Origin of the sequence: Mycobacterium lacus, from assembly GCF_010731535.1 — a bacterium.
Taxonomy (GTDB): domain Bacteria; phylum Actinomycetota; class Actinomycetes; order Mycobacteriales; family Mycobacteriaceae; genus Mycobacterium; species Mycobacterium lacus.
In genome coordinates, this window is record NZ_AP022581.1 from 3712147 (window position 1) to 3733360 (window position 21214).

Consider the following 21214-nt stretch of genomic DNA (forward strand, 5'->3'; position numbering starts at 1 on the left):
GCTCCCGGCCCTGACGTCTATTCGACGAACTCGGCGGCGCGGTGGGCCAGCATCACGACCGTCGCGTGCGGACCGCGGCTGGTGATCCCGGGCAACACTGACCCGTCAATCACCCACAGGTTCTCGATGCCACGCACACGGCATCGCCGATCGACGACGGCGTCGCGGTCATCGTCGGTGCCCATCGGGGCGGAACCACACAGGTGCTGCGACGTCGACCACGCCGGTTCCCCGAGTCTGGATGCCGAACCCACCAACTCGCGGGCCAATTCGGTGCCCCGGCGCAGCGCGGCGATATCGTCGGGCTCGCTGTCGTACCGGTGCTCGATGCGGAGCGCTACCCGCGGATCGGGCGACACCAATGTGAGCCGCCCGCGCGCACGTGGCCGCATGAGCGCGACCCCGATGTGCGGCCAGTCGGGATGCCCCGCGGTGTCATCATCGGTCATCGCCACGAAACCGCCTGTATAAGGCCTGATCTCGACATCATCGGCGGTATTGAGCACCACTTCCAACACTGGCCGGCCGGCAGCCGCATTCCACTTGGTGGGCAGCACCCATTCGGGATGATCGCTGCAGCGTATCCCCACCGGCAGCGCCGCCACCACCGCCACACCCGCCGCCCGCAGCATCGCCACGTCACCGATACCGGAGAGCATCAGCAGCTGCGCTGACTGAATCGCCCCGGCACACAACACTATTCGGTCAGCGGTAAATACCGTTGGACCCTCTGGGCCGATCGCGTCCACACCCACCGCGGCGGCGCCGGAAAAGCGCAATCGCAGCGCTTGCGTCCGGTCCAGCACAGTCAGGTTAGCCCGGGTCAGCGCAGGTATCAGGTATGCGGCCCCCGGCCCGGTCCGGACACCGTCGACGATGTTGAGCGGGACCGGGCCCACGCCCACGGCCGGCGGGTTTCCAACGTCGTTGAGGTCGGCAATCCAGGCAAACCCCGCGCCCTGGGCAGCTGCTATGAAACGTTCTGTGGTGCCAGTCATTTCGTGTGTCCGGCGAATCGGAATGGGTCCAGTGCTGCCGTGGGCGGGACCGTCGAAATCCAGGTCAGTTTCGATGGCGCGAAAATGTTCGACAACGTCGGGCCAGGCCCAGCCGGGGATGCGGTAGCCATCGAAGTCACGCGGTAGACCGCGACAGAAATAGCCGCCATTGATGGCCCCGGAACCGCCAACCGTCGCTCCGCGCACGATCAGCAGCCGGCGGACCGGCCGCTCGGTCAACTGGGTCTGGTAACGCCGGACCAGCGGGCTGGCGGCACCGATCGGCAGCTGCAACCCGTTGGCGGTCTGGGCCAGCAACCCCGGGTCGGCCAATCCCGGGCCCGCCTCGAGCACCGTCACCACACAATCGGGATTTGCCGAAAGACGCTCGGCAACAACCGATCCAGCGCTTCCCGCACCGACGATCAGTACATCGCTGTGCTGGGCGGCTGCAGTCAATCGTTACATCCGAATCTGGGGTTTGAGCGCGCCGAGGTTGCGTTCGCGCAGCACCCCGTACCACAGGCCGACTCCGTAGGCCAAGTCATCGATGCGTTTGAGCAACAGGAAGGTCAACAAACCGATGGGTTCGCCGTCCCCGGCCGTGGCGCCCCTACGGCCCAGCCAGTCCACCACGCCATCGAGGATCGCGGCAATCACCACCACCCCTCTGCAACGCCGGGACACCACGGCCGCGACCAACGCCACCGGCCAGTAGTGCCGACAAACGGCCGATGCGAGTTGCAACGCCGCCGACCACAGGCCGCAGGCCGCGACCACGAGCACATCCCGCAGCGACGTCTCGGTGCCGCGCATGGCCTTGGCGATCCGACGACCCGTCAACAGGGCGAACACCACCGCCACCAGCCGGCTGAGCCCGGTACCAAGCGACACCACGATCCACGCCATCAGGGTCTCGCCGGAAATTACCAAGGGCGCGGTCTTGTCGGGGTGGCGCACGGCCAGTGGAGCCGCCGAGCCGCCGTAGAACGCCTTGCGGGCGATCCAGTCGCGCAGTTCGGTCCGATGATCGTGAGCGACCAGCGCAACTGGCTCGTAGCGCAACCGGGCGCCGGCTTCGATGAGCCGCCAGCATAGGTCCACGTCCTCGCCGGAGTGCAGGGTCTCGTCGAATCCGCCGACCTGCCGCAGGGCAGCGCAGCGGCAGATGATCGCGGCGCTGGGAACGTAGGACACCGTGGTATGCGGCAACACCGGCGCTTCGCGCCGGCCGAGATCCAGTGACGAACGCATCGCCTCGTAGCGAGCCACCACGTTCTCGCCCTGCGACAGGCCGATGACGCGGGGCGCCACCAGCGCGACGGTGGGATCACAGAAGTGGCCGAGCAGGGCCTCCAGCCAGCCGCGCCGCGGTGCCACGTCGGAATCCAGGAAGGCGACGAAGTCGGTGGTGCAAGCCGCCAGCCCGGTGTTGCGGGCCGCCGCCGGCCCCTTGCTCCGCGGGTGGCGCAGCACCTCGATGTCGCAGTGCGCGCCGGTGAAGGCGTCTGGTTCGATTGGGCGCACGGACCCGTCGTCCACCACGATCACGCGTAACCCGCGTAGCGCAGCCACCAGCCGGCGGACGCCGGATACGTTGTCGCGGACAGGGATCACGACGGTGACATCACGATGTGACGGGCCACTGGCTGGCCGTGGATGCGCCACGGTGGCGTCCAGCAGGGTGCGGGCCAGCTGGGCGCTGACCTCGTCGCGCACCTTGAGCCGGCCCTCGCACAGGATCGTCTGGGCAGCGGGCGCCAACCGCAGCAACCGGGTCGGTGAGCCGCCGAGCAAGGCCGATCCGTTGCCGAGCACCCGCACCCGGCGGTCGACCTGCACGGCGAACCCGTCAGGCAGCCGGGTCGCGGTCATTTGCGCGGCCCTCTCCGGCAAGCGGGTGGGGACATCTCCCGCTCACGGGGGCGGGCATCCAGCTGCTGGCATTCGCTCTGCGTGGGCGCCGGCGCGCTCATGGTCATGTCAGCATCCCGTCGGGCCTTGGCGCCCATCGGGTGATTCGACGCACACAATCGTCGACCATCTCCGCGAGGATGCGTTTTCCCTCGGCCGCGGTCGCGGTGGTCGGGTCTCCCAGCACCCCTATCTCGCTGACCGCCGCTACCCCTCCGCGACGAATCAACGGCAACAACTCGGCCAGCGGCGCTCCGTTACCGGCGCACCACCGGCCGGTCCTCACCAGGGTCGGCGAAATATGCAGCAGCACTGATGTTTCGGTGTGTCCGGCGTGAGCGTCGCCACCTGCGGAGGTGCACGGGCACCAGCCAGCGTCGCGGCCTTCGGACCGCAGCAAACTTACCGCACGATTCAAGGCGCCGACGTTGCCGCCGTGGCCGTTGACGAAGACCAGCCGCTGGGCCCAGCTGGCGGCCGACCGGCCGTACTCGACCAGCAGCAGGGCCAACGCTTGGGTGCCGATGGAGATCGTTCCGGCGAAATCCTGGTGCTCGCCACTGGCGCCATAGGCGATGGCCGGTGCCAGCAACCAGTCGACGCGTGCGGCGACCGCGCTGGCGACAGCGGTCGCGATTCGGGTATCGGTATCCAGTGGCAGATGGGGACCGTGTTGCTCGGTGGACCCCAGCGGGATCACGATTGACGGCGAAGTGACTGTCGATAGTTGCTCCGCTATCGCAGTCCCCAGTTCGCCGAGTACGGGCACTCGCCGATGGTAGGACGAATTCACCTGGCGTGCACCGATTGTTGCCCTACCTACCGAAATCTTGGCTCTCCCGGCATGAATGTGGGTCGGTGTGCGGGTAAGCGGCAGTGGATTCCCTGGCTGGCGTGCCCTGGCCGCGCCGAGCGTGTACTGGTGGTGGGGACACGCCGGGCCATGCCGCTTGGTTGCACGCGGCGCACTACGGCCCCGCGCTTCAGCCTAGGTCGGCCGGTGCGATGAGCGACCGAAACCCTGCCCGTCCCGCACATCAAAGTTTCCCGGGCATACCCAGCTCCCGGGCGAACCCCGCGGGGACGAGAATGTCGTCGGGACGCAGATCGTGGACGGAGGAACGTCCCAGACCCATCAGCGCCGAGTCGATACCGCCGCGCAGGATGTCGAGGACATTCTCGACGCCGGATGGACCGGCTGCGGCCAGCCCCCACAGGTAGGCCCGGCCGATCATCACCGCACGCGCCCCCAGCGCCACCGCCTTAACGACGTCGCCGCCCCGCCGGATACCGCCGTCCAGCAACACCTCGACCTGGTCGCCGACCGCCGCGACCACGGCTGGCAGAGCCCGGATCGATGCGGGTGTGCCGTCCAGGTTGTTGCCACCGTGGTTGGACACCGAGATCGCCGAAACACCGATATCCACCGCTCTTTTGGCGTCGTCGACGCGCATGACACCCTTGAGCATGAACGGTCCGCCCCACAGGCGGCGCAGCCAGGCGACGTCTTCCCAGGTCGGCGGGGGGGTGCCTAGCCACTGGCCGTAGGCGGCGAAGAACCGTGGGCCGGGCTCACCTCGGCGGCCCAGGTTGGGCACCCGCAGGTTGGGCGGCCGTAACGTCCTGGCGAACTTCCACAACCATCTCGGGCGGGTGATCGCCTCTGGAGACATCCGCAGCATGGTCTTCAGGCTCATCTTTTCGGGGATCTTGGGGCTGCCCCAATCGCGCCCGTGCGAGAACGTCCAGTCGGTGGTGACGATCAACCCGACCGCGCCGGCCTGCCGTGCCCGTTCGACGCGCTCGGCGACGGCGTCACGCCCGCCGAGCCAGTAAATCTGGAAGAAGGTCTTGGGGTTGGCGGCGATGACTTCCTCGATCGGCTTGCTGGCAAACGAAGACAACCCCATCGCCGTGCCGCGGGCAGCCGCGGCCCGCGCGACGGCAACCTCACCATCGGGGTGGACTGCCTGGACACCGGTCGGCGAAATGACTACCGGCAACGAAATATCTTGTCCCATAACGGTGGTCGACATATCGCGCTTAGCCGTCGCACCAACGACATGCGGGGCGAAGCCGATTTCAGCAAACGCCGCAACATTGTCAGCGACCGTGATCCCCTGCTCACTGGCCGCGATCAGGGACGAGTAAACCGATTTCGGCAGGCGGCGTTTCGCGCGTTGCTCGGCGATAGCCACCGTCTCGAACCATGCGTCGGCCACGGCTACACCGGGCTTTCGTCGCACCGACGCGCGGGGGGGCGCATCGACAGGGTCAGTGGCACCGGTGTGCTGGTGCCACGGCCCCGGGAGTGATCGACGCGGACCCGCGGGGTGTCCCGCTTGCGGGCCAACGCTTGTGCGGTATGACCTTGCACACATTCGGGATCCGGCCCGGCGGTGGGCAGGCCGGTGAAAAACTTCGCCGCCATGCAACCGCCCCGGCAGCTGTCGTAATGGCCGCAGCTGGCGCAGGCCCCGGCCGACTGCGGTGCACGCAATTGCTGAAACAACGGCGCGTTCTTCCAAATGCTGTCAAACCCGCCGTCGGACAACACATTTCCAGCTAGGAAGCGGTCATGGATGGCGAACGGGCACGCGTACACGTCGCCCACCGGGTCGATGAGGCACACCACCCGGCCGGCTCCGCACATGTTGAGGCCGGCCAGCGCGCCGGAGGAGCCAAGCGGCGAAAGATGGAAGAACGAGTCGCCGGTCAGAACCCGCTCACCCTTGGCGACCAGCCAGTCGTAGAGCCGCACCTGCTGGTCGGCGGTGGGGTGCAGATCGTCCCAGACGTCTGCACCCCGTCCGGACGGCCGTAGCCGGGTAATCCGCAGGGTGGCACCGTAACGACTTGCCAGGGTTGCGAACTCGTCGAGCTGGTCGACGTTGTGCCGGGTTACCACGACGGAGACCTTGGCGTTGGCGAATCCGGCCGTGGCCAGGTTCTCCAGCGCGCGAACCGCCATGGCGAACGACCCGGCGCCGCGAACGGCGTCGTTGACCTCGACGGTTGCACCGTCCAGTGAGACCTGGACATCCACGTAGTCGCTGGCCGCCAACCGTTCGGCCACCTCGGGGGTGACCCGCACGCCGTTGGTGGAGAACTTCACCCCGACGCGATGTGCGGTGGCATAATCGACCAGCTCCCAAAAGTCCGGACGTATCGTGGGCTCGCCACCGCCGATGTTGACGTAGAACACCTGCATGCGTTCCAGCTCGTCGATGATGTCCTTGCACTGGCGGGTAGACAACTCGCGGGGGTCACGCCTACCCGAGGATGACAGGCAGTGCACACACGCCAGGTTGCAGGCATAGGTCAGCTCCCAGGTCAGGCAAATCGGCGCATTCAGTCCGCGCTCGAACTGCTCGATCAGCGCCGACGTCACCGGACCTCCTGCGGCACCAGCATGCCGGAGCCGGCCAGCACACCTAGCGCCCGCAGGTACGGGTGCTGGTCGGGGTCGGCTACCCCGGCGGCCCGACAGGCGGACCGGACATCGGGATGATCGGCCAGCGTCGAAACCACCGTCAGGATCGTGCGATTTTTCAGAAACGACAGCCGACGGGTGCCGAAGTGATACAGCAGGGCACCAAATGGCTCCGGTCGGACCGCCACCTGGGGGTGCAACCGCCAGCCACGTCCAGGGTCGAACGCGCCGGGCGACAACGCGGGCCGAGCCGCGTCCCGAGGTGCGGGCACGCCCCCGTGAGCGGGGGATGTCCCCACCGGGTCGCGGGGCAGAACCGGGCAATCGGACACGGGTCAGTAGACCCCACACATTCCGTCAATGGACACCTCGTCAACCAACGTCTCGGTGACGAGCTCGGTGTCGGTATCGGTCTCGTGGTCCATTTGCATTTGCCTCTCGCTCAGGACTCGACAACAACGAGTTGCCCCGGTCACAATCGTCGCCAGAATATGGCATCGAGTGCCGAAACGGAAGGGCGGGTCTGATGCGCCACGAGTCGCGGCTGGGCCGGCGCCGCTCGACGACACCACACCACATCACCGACGTTGCGCTCGACCTGTTCACCGCCCGGGGTTTCGCCGTCGTCAGCGTCGACGACGTCGCCCGAGCCGCCGGCATCTCCCGCCGGACCCTGTTCCGCTACTACGCCTCCAAGAACGCCATACCCTGGGGTGACTTCCACACCCACCTCGGCCACCTGCGTAACCTGCTCGACGATGTCGACCCGAGGGTTCGGTTGGGGGAGGCGCTGCGCGCGGCGCTGCTGGCCTTCAACACCTTCGACGAGTCCGAGACCGTCCGACACCGTCAGCGCATGCGAGTCATCCTGCAAACCCCCGAACTTCAGGCCTACTCGATGACCATGTACGCCGGCTGGCGGGAGGTGATCGCGGAGTTCGTAGCCCGCCGACTGCGGATCAAAACGACCGACCTGCTGCCCCAGACCGTCGCCTGGACGATGCTCGGGGTCGCGCTCTCGGCCTACGAACACTGGCTGGCCGACGAATCCGTTCCGCTGCCCGACGCGCTCGGGAAAGCGTTCGACGTGGTCGGCGCCGGACTGGACGCGGTGGGCCGATGACAAGGCAGGTTCTGCACTGGGCCGACGACCAGGGCATGGGCTGCTATCCAGGCGAATTCTAGTTCGGGGCAAGCACTTCGGAGATGGGCGTGCCGGCCGCGATCTTGCTGCGCACCTTCATCACCTTGCCGGGCATCCCGCCGCCGACCACACCGACCAGCACACCGTCGCGCTCGTAATAGGCCAGGAATTTGCGGCCGTCATCCTCGACGAGATGGACGGCATCGGTGGCGTGCGGCTCCCCTAGGCACTGGATCTTGACGTCGTATTGGTCACTCCAGAAGTACGGGACCACCACGTTGGACGGCACTTCGTTCCCCAGCATCGCCGGCACGACCACCCGGGCCTGATCGGCGACGTTGCTCCAATGTTCCACGCGCGCTTGGTGTCCCGTGGCGTCACGCCAGGAGGCGACGTCGCCCAGCGCCCACACATGCGGCGCGCTGGTGCGCCCAGCCTCGTCGCAGATCACGCCGTTGTCGACCTCCACGCCGCTGCCTTGCAACCAATCGGTCGCCGGGTGAGACCCGATGCCCACCACCACCAAATCGGCGGTCAGTTCCGAACCGTCAGACAGCACGACCGTGTCCACATGCCCATCACCGCGCACCTCGGCCACCCCCAGGCCGAGGCGCACGTCGACGCCTTCATCGCGATGCAACCGTGCCACCAGCTCGCCGACCTGTTCGCCGAGCACCGATGCCAGCGGTGTCGGCTGCGGCTCGACCAACACAACGTTCACGCCGAGGCCGCGCAGGCTGGCCGCCACCTCGCAGCCGATGAAGCCGGCGCCGATGACCACGGCGTGATTCGCGGCCGACGCGTGCGTTCGCAGTGCCATGCTCTCGTCGAACGACCGCAGCACGCGAACGCCCTCGAGATCGGGAAAGGCCGGAATGCGACGTGGCACCAAGCCGGTCGCGATCACCAGCTCGTCGTAACCGAGCATCGTTCCATCCGCCAGGGTCACCGTCTGCGCCGCGGTGTCCAGGCAAGTGGCCGCCGCGCCGAGTCGCAGCGTGATGTCTTTCTCGTCGTACCACTCACGGGGTTTGAGGGCGACGTCGTCGACCTCGCTGCGCAGCACCTCCTTGGAGAGCGGTGGCCGATCGTAGGGTAGATGCACCTCGTCGCTGACGATCGTGACGCGACCGGAATAGCCGCTACGACGCAGTTGCTCGGCGATCCGGGCGGCCGCTAGTCCACCGCCGACGATCACGATCCCTTTTTCGGTCACGTGGAGTTCATAGCACGATCGACAATCAGTACTTCAAGGCGCCCTTGTCGACCGGGATCTGGGTGCCTGACAGCGTCCCCGATCCGTCACCAGCGAGCCAGACAACGACGTCGGAGACCTCGTCTGATGTCATAAAGCCCTTATACTGCAACGGCATTGGCGGAAAGCTATGCACAAAACGGGGGTGCTTGGCAAATGTCTGCATCATCGCTTCGGGCTCGATCATGGGCGTGTCGACCGAGTACGGGTGGATGGAATTGACACGGATGCCGTATTCGCCAAGTTCGATCGCCAGCGTGTTGGTGAGCGCGACGAGTCCGTGCTTGCTCGCCGAGTAATGGCCGTTGCCCGGTGTGGCCTTCAGACCTGCCGACGAGCTGACTACCACGATGGAGCCCCCGTTGCCGGCCTCGATCATGGCGGGCACGGTGGCACGCAGGGTGCGCCAAGTGCCGGTCAGGTTGACCCCGACGACGGTGTCCCATTGCTCGTCGGTGAGTTCCCAGAGTCGTCCCCAGCCCAGCACGCCGGCATTGGCCACCACGATGTCGAGCCGACCGAACTGCTCGACACCGTCGGCCACCAGCTGTCGCAACGCCGCATCGTCGCGAATGTCGACCTCGCGGGCCAGCGCCTTGCGCCCCTCGGCTTCCACACCGCGGACGGTTTCGGCGAGATCCTCTCGCGTGGCGGGTGGGTAGGTCACGCTGTCGGACACCGGCGCGCAGATATCCAGCGCGAGGATGTCGGCCCCTTCCCGGGCCAGCCGCACCGCGTGCGACCGTCCCTGCGCCCGGGCGGCGCCGGTGATAAATGCCACCCGTCCTCGCAGTGATCCCGTTTGTGCAGCGACTCGACCCATTTGGGCACCCCTTCCGCCGTGTGACAGGCTAGCAGCGGAACTGGAACGTGTTCTAATACGCCCGTGCGGCGGCCCGCCGAGCAGCCGCAAAAGCACGCGACACCCCGATCGCATTGGGGCTTTTGTGACTGCTCGGTGTCAGATTTCGGAGATGATCTGGGCGCGGCTGTTGTACTCCTGATCGGTCAACGCACCGCTGGCGCGCAACGTCTCCAACTCCTGCAGCCGCTGGGCAATGGGCTTGTCCTGTCCCGTGGCGCCCGGCGCAGCGGGCGGGGCCACCCCGCCGGGCGCTCCTTGCGCCCGCTCGGCCGCCCGTCGCACCACCGCGTGTATCTGCTGACGCAGTGCCGGATTCGACCGGATGTCAATCATCCGATTGAGCGGAACATTGTTCGCCTTGAGGATCTGCAGGATCTCCATCAGCGGGCCCGCTTGCCCACTGAGGTCGTAGGTCCTGTTGTCCTCGTCCACGGTGAACTGCGCGGGCACCAGGCCATTGACCAAAGCACTTCGCTCCCCCGGTCTTCGCTGTCGAACGGCACAAACCCCGATCCGGAGATGTGCAGATGCACCTTCACCACCGGCTGGTCGTTGATCCGAGTCCCCGTCTCGGTGAGCCCGCTGATCTGCGCGAGCGCCAGCACCCCACTTTGCTCGAGCTCGGCCGTCTTGGCGGCCGATTGCGCGCTGTAGTTGGTCAATGCGAGCGCGATCAGCACGTCGGCCACGGTGATGATCAGACCGGCGTAGAACATCCATGACAGCAGGCTGCCCAGCCCCAGGGCGAAGTAGACAACCAAGAAGATCGGCCCGACCAGTCCGCCGCACAGCAGCACAAGCAACTGCATCTTGATATAGCGCGCCAACACGGGCCTGCTCCTCACTTTTCAGGTTTGCGGCTGGATTGCTCGTGTCAGACTAGCGCGGGCAATGGCGCGAGCAGACACAAAAGCCCCCGAAAACCCGTGGTTTCGGGGGCTTTTGTGGCTGCTCGCGCTGGAAGGCTACTTGATGATCTTGGTGACCCGGCCGGCGCCGACGGTGCGGCCACCCTCCCGGATCGCGAATCGCAGCCCCTCGTCCATGGCGACGGGCTGGATAAGCTTCACCGAGATGTTGGTGTTGTCGCCGGGCATCACCATCTCGGTGCCCTCCGGCAGCGTCACCACACCGGTCACGTCGGTGGTGCGGAAATAGAACTGCGGACGGTAGTTGTTGAAGAACGGCGTGTGCCGGCCGCCCTCGTCCTTGGACAGGATGTAGACCTGGCCCTCGAACTCGGTGTGCGGCGTCGTGGTGCCCGGCTTGGTGACGACCTGGCCGCGCTCGACGTCCTCACGCTTGACACCACGCAGCAGCAGACCCACGTTGTCGCCGGCCTGACCCTGGTCGAGCAGCTTGCGAAACATCTCCACACCGGTGACGGTGGTCTTGGTGGTGGACGGGCGAATGCCGACGATCTCGACTTCCTCGTTCACGTTGATCACGCCGCGCTCCACACGGCCGGTGACCACGGTGCCGCGGCCGGTGATCGTGAAGACGTCCTCGACGGGCATCAGGAACGGCTTGTCGGTCTCGCGCACGGGGTCCGGGATCGACTCGTCGACCGCATTCATCAGCTCCTCGACGGACGCCACCCACTTCGCGTCGCCCTCGAGCGCCTTCAGCGCCGAGACCCGCACGACCGGGGCGTCCTCGTCGAACTCCTGGGCGGCCAGCAGCTCGCGGACCTCCATCTCTACGAGCTCGAGCAGCTCCTCGTCGTCGACGGCGTCGGCCTTGTTCAGCGCAACCAGGATGTAGGGCACGCCCACCTGACGCGCGAGCAGCACGTGCTCACGGGTCTGCGGCATCGGGCCGTCGGTGGCGGCGACCACCAGGATCGCGCCGTCCATCTGCGCGGCTCCGGTGATCATGTTCTTGATGTAGTCGGCGTGGCCCGGGGCGTCGACGTGCGCGTAGTGCCGCTTGTCGGTCTGGTACTCCACGTGCGCGATGTTGATGGTGATGCCGCGCTGACGCTCCTCGGGAGCGTTGTCGATCTGATCGAACGCCTTCGTCTCGTTCAGGTCCGGAAACTTGTCGTGCAGGACCTTGGTGATAGCCGCGGTCAGTGTGGTCTTGCCGTGGTCAACGTGACCGATGGTCCCGATGTTGACGTGGGGCTTGGTCCGCTGGAACTTCGCCTTCGCCACTTCTGTGTCCTCCTGGACTTGTTGGTGCTTGAAAAAGCAGTGTTGATGTTTTCAGTTATGCCGCGGCACTAACCGGGCCAGCTTACTCGTAGGCTTCTCCCGATTGCTCGGCTCCTTACTCGTGAGCTTGTGCTGACGCTCGGCGACTCGTCGTCTTCGCGGCTCACTCGCCCGTCGCCTTCGCGATGATTTCCTTCGACACGTTCGCCGGCACTTCGGAGTACGAGTCGAACACCATGGAGTAATTCGCCCGGCCTTGCGTCTTGGACCGCAGGTCACCGACGTAGCCGAACATCTCCGACAGCGGCACGTGGGCCCTGACCACGCGCGCACCGCCCCGTTCCTCCATGGCCTGAATCTGACCACGGCGGGAGTTCAGGTCGCCGATCACATCGCCCATGTAAGTCTCGGGCGTGGTGACCTCGACGGCCATGATCGGTTCCAAGATCACCGGCTGCGCTTGTGCCGCAGCCTTTTTCAGCGCCTGCGAACCTGCGACCTTGAATGCCATCTCCGACGAGTCGACCTCGTGGAAAGCGCCGTCGAGCAACGTGACCTTGAGATTCACCAAGGGATAGCCAGCCAAGACACCGTACTGCATGGCATCTTGCGCGCCGGCGTCCACCGACGGGATGTATTCGCGCGGGATACGTCCACCGGTGACCTTGTTCTCGAACTCGTAGGTTGCGCCGTCTTCGCCGGTGAACGGCTCGAGTTTGATGATCACCTTGGCGAACTGGCCCGATCCGCCGGTCTGCTTCTTGTGGGTGTACTCGACGTTGTCCACCACGCGGCGGATGGTCTCCTTGTACGCCACCTGGGGCTTGCCGACGTTGGCCTCGACCTTGAATTCGCGGCGCATGCGGTCCACCAGGATGTCCAGGTGCAACTCGCCCATGCCGCCGATCACGGTCTGGCCGGTCTCTTGATCCAGGTGCACCTTGAAGGTGGGGTCTTCTTCGGCGAGCTTCTGGATCGACAGGCTCAGCTTCTCCTGGTCGCTCTTGGTCTTCGGCTCGATGGCCACCTCGATCACCGGGTCCGGGAAGGTCATCGACTCGAGCACAATCTGCTGGTTCGGGTCGCTCAACGTGTCGCCGGTGGTGGTGTCCTTGAGCCCGATGACCGCATAGATGTGACCGGCCGAGGCCGTGTGTACTGGGTTTTCCTTGTTCGAGTGCATCTGGAACAGCTTGCCCAGACGCTCCTTCTTGCCCCTGGTGGCATTGATGACCTGGGCGCCGGAATCGACCTTGCCGGAGTACACCCGGATGTAGGTGAGCTTGCCGAAGAACGGGTGCGTGGCGATCTTGAACGCCAGCGCGGCAAAGGGCTCGTCGGTCGTCGCGTTCCGCACGACCTCCTCGTCCTCCTTGCCGGGCGCGTGCCCGATCGCCGGCGGAACATCCAGCGGCGACGGCAGGTAGTCCACCACAGCGTCCAGCATCGGCTGCACGCCCTTGTTCTTGAACGCGCTGCCGCACAGCACCGGGTAGATCTCGGACGAGATCGTCAGTTTGCGAATCGCGCCCTTGATCTCGTCGACGGTGAGTTCTTCGCCGCCAAGGTACTTCTCGAGGAGGTGCTCGTCGGTCTCCGCGACGACCTCGAGCAGCTTGGTGCGGTATTCGTCGGCCTTCTCGACCAGTTCGGCCGGGATCTCGATGGTGTCATAGGTCTCGCCGAGTTTCGTCTCGCCGCGCCACACCTTGGCGTTCATCTCGACCAGGTCGACGACGCCTTCGAAGTCGGCCTCGGCGCCGATGGGCAGCTGGATCGGGACCGCCTTGGCCCCGAGCCGCTCCTCCATCGTGCGCACCGAGAAGTAGAAGTCCGCGCCGATCTTGTCCATCTTGTTGACGAAGCAGATGCGCGGAACGTCGTACTTGTCGGCCTGGCGCCAGACCTGCTCGGACTGCGGTTCGACGCCTTCTTTGCCGTCGAAAACCGCGACCGCTCCATCGAGCACACGCAGGTTGCGCTCCACCTCGACGGTGAAATCGACGTGCCCAGGCGTGTCGATAATGTTGAGCTGGTTGTCTTTCCAGAACGTTGTCGTGGCCGCGGAGGTGATGGTGATGCCCCGCTCCTGCTCCTGCTCCATCCAGTCCATGGTCGCGGCGCCGTCGTGCACCTCACCGATCTTGTAGGTGATGCCGGTGTAGTACAGGATTCGCTCGGTGGTCGTGGTCTTACCGGCATCGATGTGCGCCATGATGCCGAAGTTGCGGACCCTGCTCAGGTCGGTCAGCACGTCCTTCTGTGCCACAGAAGTCTTCCCACTCTTTCGGTTGCTCAGTTAGTTCACTATCGGTTGCGCCCGGCCGGTTCGCCGGTGGCTATCACCAGCGATAGTGCGCGAAGGCGCGGTTTGCCTCGGCCATCTTGTGCGTGTCCTCACGCCGCTTCACAGAGGCCCCGAGGCCGTTGCTGGCATCCAGGATCTCGTTTGCCAGGCGCTCGATCATCGTCTTCTCCCGGCGTTGCCGCGAGAAGCTGACGAGCCAGCGCAGTGCCAGCGTGGTCGACCGGTCGGGACGCACCTCGACAGGCACCTGGTAGGTGGCACCGCCGACGCGTCGGCTGCGCACCTCGAGGGCCGGCTTGACATTGTCGAGAGCACGCTTGAGGGTGATGACGGGATCGGTGCCGGTCTTCTCGCGGGCATGTTCGAGCGCACCATAAACAATGCGCTCGGCCAGCGATTTCTTCCCCTTTAGCAGAACTTTGTTCACCAGCTGGGTGACCAGCTGCGATCCGTAGACAGGGTCGTTGACCAGCGGACGCTTGGGTGCGGGCCCCTTGCGCGGCATCAGCTCTTCTCCTTCTTGGCGCCGTAACGGCTGCGAGCCTGCTTGCGGTTCTTGACACCCTGCGTGTCGAGCGAACCGCGGATGATCTTGTACCGCACGCCAGGCAGGTCCTTAACACGGCCGCCGCGCACCAGCACCATCGAGTGCTCCTGCAGGTTGTGACCCTCGCCCGGGATGTATGCCGTGACCTCGACTTGACTCGTCAGCTTCACGCGCGCAACCTTCCGAAGCGCCGAGTTCGGCTTCTTCGGGGTGGTTGTGTACACGCGAGTGCACACGCCACGACGTTGCGGGCTGCCCTTCAGAGCCGCGGTCTTGACCTTGCCGATCTTGTCCCGACGACCCTTGCGGACCAGCTGCTGAATGGTTGGCATTTACCGGCTTTCTCTGTTGTGCGTTCACGTTCTGTTTCGTGTCCCCGTCGCAGTAACCCGCGGCCGGGTATGTCGCATGCGCTTGCCTCGGACTCGAACCGTCTTATCCGTTGCATCCTGGACACGCGAATTGGCCCGGCATCAACACCCTTACGTCAGGCGCCGCGAGCCGCCAGGCACGAGCAACCACAATACCCGCCGCCGGTCTGGCCGGTCAAAGCGGTGCGAACAGTTACCGCTGACCCGCCACCCAGCCCACCCGGATTGGCGCCCGAGGCTGAGTGGCGTGCCGCGACGGCACACCCGCCCCGGCGGCCTGGGTCTGGGTTGCTTGCAGGCCCTTTCGGCGGTTCTGGGTGGGCTTCAAGTCGTCTTGGTGGCGTCGGACGCGGTGCGTCTCTCCAAGCCCGCCGCCAGCCGCAGCACCATGTCCGAAAACACCGCATCCGTGTCGATGTCGTCCATCACACCGGTCATTTCCAGCAACACGAACCCATGCAATGCCGACCAGAACTCAAGGGCGGCATGGAAGGCCGCCTCGCCATCGAGCCCGTACGAGGACAACACCGCGATCACCGGCGCGGCCGCGCCTCTGGTCGCGGCGGTGTACTCGGGGTCGTCACCGCCTAGCGGCATCCGGGTGAATGCCGAGTATCGACCGGGGTGGTGGTGGGCGTAGCTGCGGTAGGCGCCCGCCATGACCAATACCGCGTCATCACGGGCCCGGCCCTCGCCGACCCGCTTCAGCATCGTGATGATGTCGTCGATGACCCGGATCCGCACCGCGCGGCGCAGGTCCTCGAGGCTGTCCACGTGGTTGTACAGCGACGGGCCCTTGGTCCCCAGCTGTGTAGCCAGCGCATTGATGGTCAGGGAGTCCCAGCCCTCCCGGTCCAGGAAGGTCAGGGCGCCCTCGACGATGACGTCGCGGCTCAGCTTGGCGGTGCGGGAAATGGACTTCGCCGCTTTCCCCACGCGTGGGCGATTACCCGCTGACTGCGGTACCGGCTGAGCTGCCATGGCGATTCGCCCTTCGGATAGCAATGACCGGCTTGGGTCATCACCATTTTTCGATGGAATGTTGTGGCCAACTAATGACTCTAGTTGACGACACCGCAAAACCGCGGCGCCAGATCCGCCGGTGGCGGAGCGGTAATTGGGTCCAGCGATCCAAATAAGTCATTCATCGCGCGGCCGAATGCACGTAGGCTCTCCTCGTGCAGATCACCCGCCCAAGCGAACGGGGCCCGCAGTGAACTGGACGACGATCGCCGGGGCTCTGGCTACCGGTGCCATCGCTATCGCTGCCACGCCAGCCGCCCCACCACCGGCCGCGCACGCCAAGAATGGCGACACCCATGTCACGGGACAGGGGATCGAGCAGACGGTCGACTGCAACGATTCCACCCTGCTGGTCAACGGCACGGGCAACACCGTCACGGCGCTCGGAACCTGCTGGGCGGTGACCGTTATGGGCTCGTCCAACACGGTCGTCGCCGACACGATCGTCAACGACATCACCGTCTACGGCTGGGACGAAACCGTGTTCTACAAAAACGGTGACCCGTTCATCTGGGACCGTGGCCGCGAACTCGGCATGGTAAACCGGCTACAGCGGGTGGGCAGCTGAGACGACCCAACCTCAGTCGCTACCCACACTCGGCGTCTCACCGCAGAATCGAGGTATCATGCGCGCCCAGTTCTCCGCCGACTCATCCAGATTCGCCGCGACGGCCCTGGCGCTGCCCGTCGTAGCGGTGGCTTTCGCACTGGCGGGCTGCAGCTCGACGGCTAAGCCGCCGGGAGCCACTACGACGGCTACGACAACGACGACGCGCGGCGCGGCCCCGCCGACGAGCGGTACGGCCGCGCCAACAACGTCGACGGGCGGATCCACAACCGCCTCAATCGAAATCGGGAACACGTTGACCTACGGCTCGCTCGGAACCACGGCCACCCTCGATTGTGCCGACGGGAAATCGCTGAACGTGGGCGGCTCGGACAACACGCTGACCGTGAACGGCACCTGCGCGACGGTGACCATCGGCGGCGCGAACAACAAGATCGCCTTCGACAAGGTCGATGAGCGCCTCACCGTGGTGGGGCTTAACAACACCATCACCTACAAGGCCGGGGACCCGACGGTCGACAATCTCGGCTCGGGCAACAGCATCAAGAAAGAGTGATCGGCTAACCGCTATGTGCCGGGGCGCCGTGCCGGCCGGCGCCCGCGGCGAATCGTCCGGCGCCTTCCATCGCCTCGGCGGCGACCCGGAAAATGCTGGCGAACTCGAGGTCGATGGCCGCGGATTCGGGCAGCCCCCACTGGTGCAACGCTGACAGCCGGTCCGATCGCAGGCATTGCTGCGGCAGCGCGGCCAGCCCCGCCGCCAATTCCTCGGCCGCCTGGCGGGCTTGGCCTTTGGGGACCACCCGATTGGCCAGGCCCATCGCCAGCGCTTCGTCGGCCCGCACGCCGCGGCCGGTGAGGATCATGTCCATGGCCCTGCTGTGGCCGATCAGCCGCGGCAGGCGCACGGTGCCGCCGTCAATCAGCGGCACCCCCCAGCGGCGGCAGAACACGCCGAATACGGCGTCCTCTTCGGCGACCCGCAGGTCGCACCACAAGGCCAACTCCAGGCCGCCGGCGACGGCGTAGCCGCTGACCGCGGCGATCACGGGTTTGGATAGCACCATGCGGCTGGGCCCCATCGGACCCGGGCCCGTCCGGTGCACGGAGTTGGCCTGCGGTGTGCCGAAAGCCTTCAAATCGGCTCCCGCACAAAAGGTTCCGCCCTCACCCCACAACACGGCGACCGACGCGGTGTCGTCGCGATCGAATTGGTCGAACGCGGTGTACAACGCGGCGGCCGTCGGGCCGTTGACGGCGTTGCGTGCCGCTGGCCGGTTTAGGATCACCGTTGTCACCGGCCCATTGCGTTCCACACGCACCGGATCAGTCATGTCGCCTCCCGGAGTTGGGTTGCATCGATTCGCTCCGCCAGTTCGGTGGCGAAGTCGTGGTAGGCGGCGCGCAGCCGGGCGCCGGGCCAATCAGCGGGCAGCAGTTCGGCGGGCAGCATCGGATCGGTGAGCAGGTGGCGCACCATCGCGGCGGCCACCACGAACCGGCCGGGAATGTCACAGGCTCGGGCCATCTCTTCGAGCAACCGCTGGCCGGCCTCGGCCCACTCGGCCAGATTCCACAGTCGCCCGGCCAGCTCGGCGGGTGCGTCGTCGCGTGCCCTCAACACCCGGACGCGGGCCGCGACGTCGGGCTCCAGCTCCAGGTCGAGGTTGTCGGGGCGCATCCACACCCCTTCGCGCAGTTCACCGAAACGCTTGTCGTGCATGGTGGTTCGTAGCGTGGCACGGCTGCGGGCATCGGTGCCGACGCTGGTGACGATCACGATGTGCCAGTATCCGCGCCAGGACCGGGCCCGGGGGCGCATCGCATCGTCCTGCCGACGCTGGCGGGCGAGCAGCCGATCCGAAAGCCGGTAGCCGTCGGCGGACCGGATCAGGTCACCGGCGCCGACCATGCGGGTCAGCGCGACCCGCAACGCGGTCTCTTTGATGCCGAAATCGTTTGTCAGGCTAATCAATTCGCTCGCGCTGGCCCACGCGGGATGGGCACCGAGCAGCACGGACAGCACCACCGAGCGGGCTGTCATGTTCGGCATGGCCTTAGACCTGCGATGCTCGACGGCCGTAGTCACCGAAGGGCTCGTCACGGTGGCGCACCGCTTCCCGGAAGCCGTGCTCAACCGCGTCGGCGACGAAGGCATGCCCCTCGGGCGTGTGCCGGGCGACGCCGTCGAACACGGTGCTGACCATCCTGCTGATGGCCACACCTTGTTGCAGCAGAGCGGAATTGAGCGCGAGTTTGATCATGATCAGCTGGTTGACCGGCAGTGCGGCGATGCGCGCTACGAGCCGCTCGGTGCGCTCGTCGAGGTCCTTCGGATCCGGCGCCTCAACCGCCAGACCCCACTCGGCGGCTTGTGCGCCGGTGATGCAATCGCCGGCGAGCAGCAGCCGTTTGGCGCGCTGGTCACCGAGCCGGTGCGCCCACAGGCCGGCGGCCGGCACCCCCCACGCCCGGGTCGGGGGGTAGCCGATCTTGGCGTCGGCGGCGGCTATCACCTGATCGGCGTGCAGGGCGATGTCGGTGCCGCCCGCCACACAGTAGCCGTGGATCTTGACCACCGTCGGCTTGTCGGCATGCATCAGGCTGGAGAACCCGCGCACGAAGCGGCTCATCATCTGGTAGTCGATCATCGGGTCCCACGGCTGATTGGGCAGGTGGTTGGCGGCCTGGGTCTTGCCGTCCAGCACCGTGCCTTTGTATGCCTCACCGCCGCCCGCCGACGACGACCCCTCGGCGTAGGCGGACAGGTCGAATCCGGCGCAGAAGCCCTCGCCGCGACCCGACACCAGGATGACGTGGACGTTTGGGTCCAGATCGGCACGTTCCACCAACGCCGATAGCTCCAGCGGGGTATCGGCGACGATCGCGTTGCCCTTCTCCGGGCGGTTGAAGGTGATCCGCGCGACCCGGCCGGTGACCTCGTAGGTCATCGTTTTCAGGTTGTCGAAATCGACCGGCCTGATCGTGTGCGTCATCCCTTGACTAGAGCACGTTCGAGGATCGGCGCGAGATCCAATCCGGTCGGCATGGTGCCGAACGCCCGGCCCCACCGCCCGTCGAGCCGGGTCGCCAGGAACGCCTCGGCGACGGCTGGATGGCCGTGACGCACCAGCAGCGAACCCTGCAGCGCCAGGCAGATGTCCTCGGCGATCCTGCGGGCTCGGTAACCGACGGTTTCCAGATCCTCAAGTTGCGGTCGCAACTGGCCGACGTGGCTGTCCAGGCGGGCATCGGAACCGGCGCTCTTGCTCAGCTCGTCGAACAGCACCTCGACGCACTCGGGGCGAGTTGCCATGGCACGCAACGTATCCAGCGCGCTGACGTTGCCGGAGCCCTCCCAGATGCCGTTCAGCGGCGCCTCGCGGTACAGCCGGGGCATCCCGGAGTCCTCGACATAGCCGTTGCCGCCCAGGCATTCCAGCGCCTCGGCCGCGTGCGGGGTAGCGCGCTTGCACACCCAGTATTTGCTGGCCGCCAGCCCAATCCGGCGCAGCAGGGCCTCGCGTCCGTCGCCGCGTACCGCGTTGTCGGTGGCGCCGGCCATGCGCATCGCGACGATTGTGGCGGCCTCGGCCTCGACCGCCAGGTCGGCGAGCACATTGCGCATCAACGGCTGGTCAATCAGGTAGGCGCCGAAGGCCTTGCGGTGCTGGGCGTGGTGGATGGCCCAGGCCAGTCCCGCCTGCATCCCGGTGGCGCTGCCCAGCGTGCAATCCAGCCGGGTCATGTTGACCATCTCGATGATGGTCGGCACTCCGCGCCCCTCTTCTCCCACCAGCCACGCGATGGCGCCGTCGTATTCGACCTCGCTGGAGGCGTTTGCGTGGTTGCCGAGCTTGTCCTTCAACCGCTGCAACAACATTCGGTTGCGGCTCCCGTCGGGCAGCACCCGGGGCAGGAAGAAGCAGGACAGGCCGCCGGGCGCCTGAGCCAGGACCAAGAAGATGTCACACATCGGCGCCGAGGTGAACCATTTATGACCGGTCAATGTGTAGCTGCCGTCGGCGTTGCGGGTCGCTGTGGTGGTGTTGGCCCGCACATCGGAACCGCCCTGTTTTTCGGTCATCGACATGCCCGCGGTGATGCCGGCCTTGGTGGTGGGCACCTTCAACTCGGGGTCGTAGTGCCGGCTGGTCAGCAGCGGCTCATATGTGCTCGCCAACTCGGTGTTGTACCGCAGCGCCGGCACCACCGCGTAGGTCGCCGAGACGGGGCACATGTGGCCCGGCTCAACGCTCCACCAGGTGCACGTCTTGGCGGCCCGCACCACATGGGCACCGGGCCGCTGATCCGCCCAGGGCGCGGCGTGCAGACCGTGCTCGATCGCGGTACGCATCAACTCGTGGTAGGCCGGGTCATATTCCACTTCATCGATGCGATGGCCGTAGCGGTCGTGAGTGTGCAGGATCGGCCGGTTGCGGTCGGCAAGCTCGCTCCAACGCTGAGCTTGCCGGGAGCCGGCGATGGCCCCGAGTGCGGTGAACTCATCCAGGCCCCACTCGCCGCCTTCGCGGATCAGGGCCTCGATGAGCACCGGCGACGACGCGGGGTTGTAGTTCTTCAGGGGCGGAACCTGGTTGGTGACGACATGGGTAGCTGGCATGGCACCAT

General features: G+C 66.2%; 21 protein-coding genes and 1 pseudogene. 3 read left to right on the top strand and 19 right to left on the bottom strand.

What is annotated here, in order from left to right:
* Window positions 1-17 precede the first annotated feature (17 nt).
* The 7 genes from mftG to mftA form a co-directional block, all read right to left on the bottom strand.
* A complete protein-coding gene (mftG, locus tag G6N24_RS17080; RefSeq protein WP_085157585.1) occupies window positions 18-1457 on the bottom strand; it encodes a mycofactocin dehydrogenase MftG in 1440 nt (479 codons plus the stop codon).
* Window positions 1458-1460: 3 nt separating this feature from the next.
* The gene (mftF, locus tag G6N24_RS17085; protein ID WP_085157581.1) at window positions 1461-2873 is read right to left on the bottom strand and encodes a mycofactocin biosynthesis glycosyltransferase MftF; all 1413 of its coding nucleotides are present in this window, start codon (window positions 2871-2873) and stop codon (window positions 1461-1463) included.
* 103 nt (window positions 2874-2976) lie between these two features.
* Entirely contained in the window at window positions 2977-3705 is a 729-nt protein-coding gene (gene mftE / locus G6N24_RS17090; protein WP_085157577.1) for a mycofactocin biosynthesis peptidyl-dipeptidase MftE, read from the bottom strand.
* 244 nt (window positions 3706-3949) lie between these two features.
* Window positions 3950-5134, bottom strand: a complete 1185-nt coding sequence (gene mftD, locus G6N24_RS17095; RefSeq protein WP_085157574.1) for a pre-mycofactocin synthase MftD — start codon at window positions 5132-5134, stop codon at window positions 3950-3952.
* A gap of 2 nt (window positions 5135-5136) precedes the next feature.
* A complete protein-coding gene (gene mftC / locus G6N24_RS17100) occupies window positions 5137-6303 on the bottom strand; it encodes a mycofactocin radical SAM maturase (RefSeq protein ID WP_085157571.1) in 1167 nt (388 codons plus the stop codon).
* A complete protein-coding gene (gene mftB / locus G6N24_RS17105) occupies window positions 6300-6617 on the bottom strand; it encodes a mycofactocin biosynthesis chaperone MftB (RefSeq protein WP_085157628.1) in 318 nt (105 codons plus the stop codon). The genes mftC and mftB overlap by 4 nt, the downstream gene beginning before the upstream one ends.
* A 63-nt stretch (window positions 6618-6680) precedes the next feature.
* Complete coding sequence (mftA, locus tag G6N24_RS17110) at window positions 6681-6770, bottom strand: mycofactocin precursor MftA (RefSeq protein ID WP_085157568.1); 90 nt, start codon at window positions 6768-6770, stop codon at window positions 6681-6683.
* A 101-nt stretch (window positions 6771-6871) separates the two neighbouring features.
* On the opposite strand from mftA, the gene mftR reads away from it, so the two are divergent.
* A complete protein-coding gene (gene mftR / locus G6N24_RS17115) occupies window positions 6872-7468 on the top strand; it encodes a mycofactocin system transcriptional regulator (RefSeq protein ID WP_085157565.1) in 597 nt (198 codons plus the stop codon).
* A gap of 58 nt (window positions 7469-7526) precedes the next feature.
* Here mftR and G6N24_RS17120 read toward each other — a convergent pair whose 3' ends face one another.
* The 8 genes and pseudogenes from G6N24_RS17120 to G6N24_RS17155 form a co-directional block, all read right to left on the bottom strand.
* Window positions 7527-8705, bottom strand: coding sequence for an NAD(P)/FAD-dependent oxidoreductase (locus tag G6N24_RS17120; protein WP_085157562.1), 1179 nt, complete (start codon window positions 8703-8705; stop codon window positions 7527-7529).
* A gap of 25 nt (window positions 8706-8730) precedes the next feature.
* Window positions 8731-9567, bottom strand: coding sequence for a mycofactocin-coupled SDR family oxidoreductase (locus G6N24_RS17125; protein ID WP_085157558.1), 837 nt, complete (start codon window positions 9565-9567; stop codon window positions 8731-8733).
* Window positions 9568-9705: 138 nt separating this feature from the next.
* Window positions 9706-10439: pseudogene (locus G6N24_RS17130) on the bottom strand (SHOCT domain-containing protein).
* A gap of 135 nt (window positions 10440-10574) precedes the next feature.
* Window positions 10575-11765 (bottom strand): elongation factor Tu, encoded by a 1191-nt coding sequence (tuf, locus tag G6N24_RS17135; RefSeq protein ID WP_003403463.1) that lies wholly within the window; start codon window positions 11763-11765, stop codon window positions 10575-10577.
* Window positions 11766-11928: 163 nt separating this feature from the next.
* Window positions 11929-14034 carry an elongation factor G gene (gene fusA, locus G6N24_RS17140; protein WP_085157555.1) on the bottom strand — a complete coding sequence of 702 codons (2106 nt, stop codon included), beginning with the start codon at window positions 14032-14034 and terminating at the stop codon, window positions 11929-11931.
* A gap of 73 nt (window positions 14035-14107) precedes the next feature.
* Window positions 14108-14578: a 30S ribosomal protein S7 gene (gene rpsG, locus G6N24_RS17145; protein WP_067324208.1), complete on the bottom strand. Its 471-nt coding sequence runs from the start codon at window positions 14576-14578 to the stop codon at window positions 14108-14110.
* Window positions 14578-14952 carry a 30S ribosomal protein S12 gene (rpsL, locus tag G6N24_RS17150; RefSeq protein ID WP_003879423.1) on the bottom strand — a complete coding sequence of 125 codons (375 nt, stop codon included), beginning with the start codon at window positions 14950-14952 and terminating at the stop codon, window positions 14578-14580. The genes rpsG and rpsL overlap by 1 nt, the downstream gene beginning before the upstream one ends.
* Window positions 14953-15315: 363 nt before the next feature.
* The gene (locus tag G6N24_RS17155; RefSeq protein ID WP_139822225.1) at window positions 15316-15906 is read right to left on the bottom strand and encodes a TetR/AcrR family transcriptional regulator; all 591 of its coding nucleotides are present in this window, start codon (window positions 15904-15906) and stop codon (window positions 15316-15318) included.
* A 298-nt stretch (window positions 15907-16204) separates the two neighbouring features.
* On the opposite strand from G6N24_RS17155, the gene G6N24_RS17160 reads away from it, so the two are divergent.
* Together G6N24_RS17160 and G6N24_RS17165 are read left to right on the top strand one after the other, a co-directional pair.
* On the top strand, window positions 16205-16582 hold the full coding sequence (locus tag G6N24_RS17160; protein WP_085157551.1) for a DUF3060 domain-containing protein: 378 nt from the start codon (window positions 16205-16207) through the stop codon (window positions 16580-16582).
* A gap of 58 nt (window positions 16583-16640) precedes the next feature.
* Window positions 16641-17138, top strand: a complete 498-nt coding sequence (locus tag G6N24_RS17165; RefSeq protein WP_085157550.1) for a DUF3060 domain-containing protein — start codon at window positions 16641-16643, stop codon at window positions 17136-17138.
* Window positions 17139-17142: 4 nt separating this feature from the next.
* Here G6N24_RS17165 and G6N24_RS17170 read toward each other — a convergent pair whose 3' ends face one another.
* Genes G6N24_RS17170 through G6N24_RS17185 form a run of 4 tightly spaced genes read right to left on the bottom strand, consistent with a single transcriptional unit; the run spans window position 17143 to window position 21206 of the window.
* Entirely contained in the window at window positions 17143-17916 is a 774-nt protein-coding gene (locus tag G6N24_RS17170; RefSeq protein WP_085157548.1) for a crotonase/enoyl-CoA hydratase family protein, read from the bottom strand.
* Window positions 17913-18635: a PaaX family transcriptional regulator C-terminal domain-containing protein gene (locus G6N24_RS17175; RefSeq protein WP_085157546.1), complete on the bottom strand. Its 723-nt coding sequence runs from the start codon at window positions 18633-18635 to the stop codon at window positions 17913-17915. Before G6N24_RS17175 ends, G6N24_RS17170 begins: the two co-directional genes overlap by 4 nt.
* A 4-nt stretch (window positions 18636-18639) precedes the next feature.
* Window positions 18640-19578 carry a crotonase/enoyl-CoA hydratase family protein gene (locus G6N24_RS17180; RefSeq protein WP_085157544.1) on the bottom strand — a complete coding sequence of 313 codons (939 nt, stop codon included), beginning with the start codon at window positions 19576-19578 and terminating at the stop codon, window positions 18640-18642.
* Window positions 19575-21206, bottom strand: a complete 1632-nt coding sequence (locus G6N24_RS17185) for an acyl-CoA dehydrogenase family protein (RefSeq protein WP_085157541.1) — start codon at window positions 21204-21206, stop codon at window positions 19575-19577. Before G6N24_RS17185 ends, G6N24_RS17180 begins: the two co-directional genes overlap by 4 nt.
* Window positions 21207-21214 lie beyond the last annotated feature (8 nt).

Bases quoted from the DNA above. Each gene is read 5' to 3' on its own strand.
- G6N24_RS17185 (WP_085157541.1), bottom strand. From the start codon at position 21,206: ATGCCAGCTACCCATGTCGTCACCAACCAGGTTCCGCCCCTGAAGAAC.
- G6N24_RS17175 (WP_085157546.1), bottom strand. From the start codon at position 18,635: ATGCCGAACATGACAGCCCGCTCGGTGGTGCTGTCCGTGCTGCTCGGT.
- G6N24_RS17170 (WP_085157548.1), bottom strand. From the start codon at position 17,916: ATGACTGATCCGGTGCGTGTGGAACGCAATGGGCCGGTGACAACGGTG.
- mftA (WP_085157568.1), bottom strand. From the start codon at position 6,770: ATGGACCACGAGACCGATACCGACACCGAGCTCGTCACCGAGACGTTG.
- mftF (WP_085157581.1), bottom strand. From the start codon at position 2,873: ATGACCGCGACCCGGCTGCCTGACGGGTTCGCCGTGCAGGTCGACCGC.
- G6N24_RS17180 (WP_085157544.1), bottom strand. From the start codon at position 19,578: ATGACGCACACGATCAGGCCGGTCGATTTCGACAACCTGAAAACGATG.
- G6N24_RS17125 (WP_085157558.1), bottom strand. From the start codon at position 9,567: ATGGGTCGAGTCGCTGCACAAACGGGATCACTGCGAGGACGGGTGGCA.
- rpsG (WP_067324208.1), bottom strand. From the start codon at position 14,578: ATGCCGCGCAAGGGGCCCGCACCCAAGCGTCCGCTGGTCAACGACCCT.
- G6N24_RS17165 (WP_085157550.1), top strand. From the start codon at position 16,641: ATGCGCGCCCAGTTCTCCGCCGACTCATCCAGATTCGCCGCGACGGCC.
- mftR (WP_085157565.1), top strand. From the start codon at position 6,872: ATGCGCCACGAGTCGCGGCTGGGCCGGCGCCGCTCGACGACACCACAC.
- rpsL (WP_003879423.1), bottom strand. From the start codon at position 14,952: ATGCCAACCATTCAGCAGCTGGTCCGCAAGGGTCGTCGGGACAAGATC.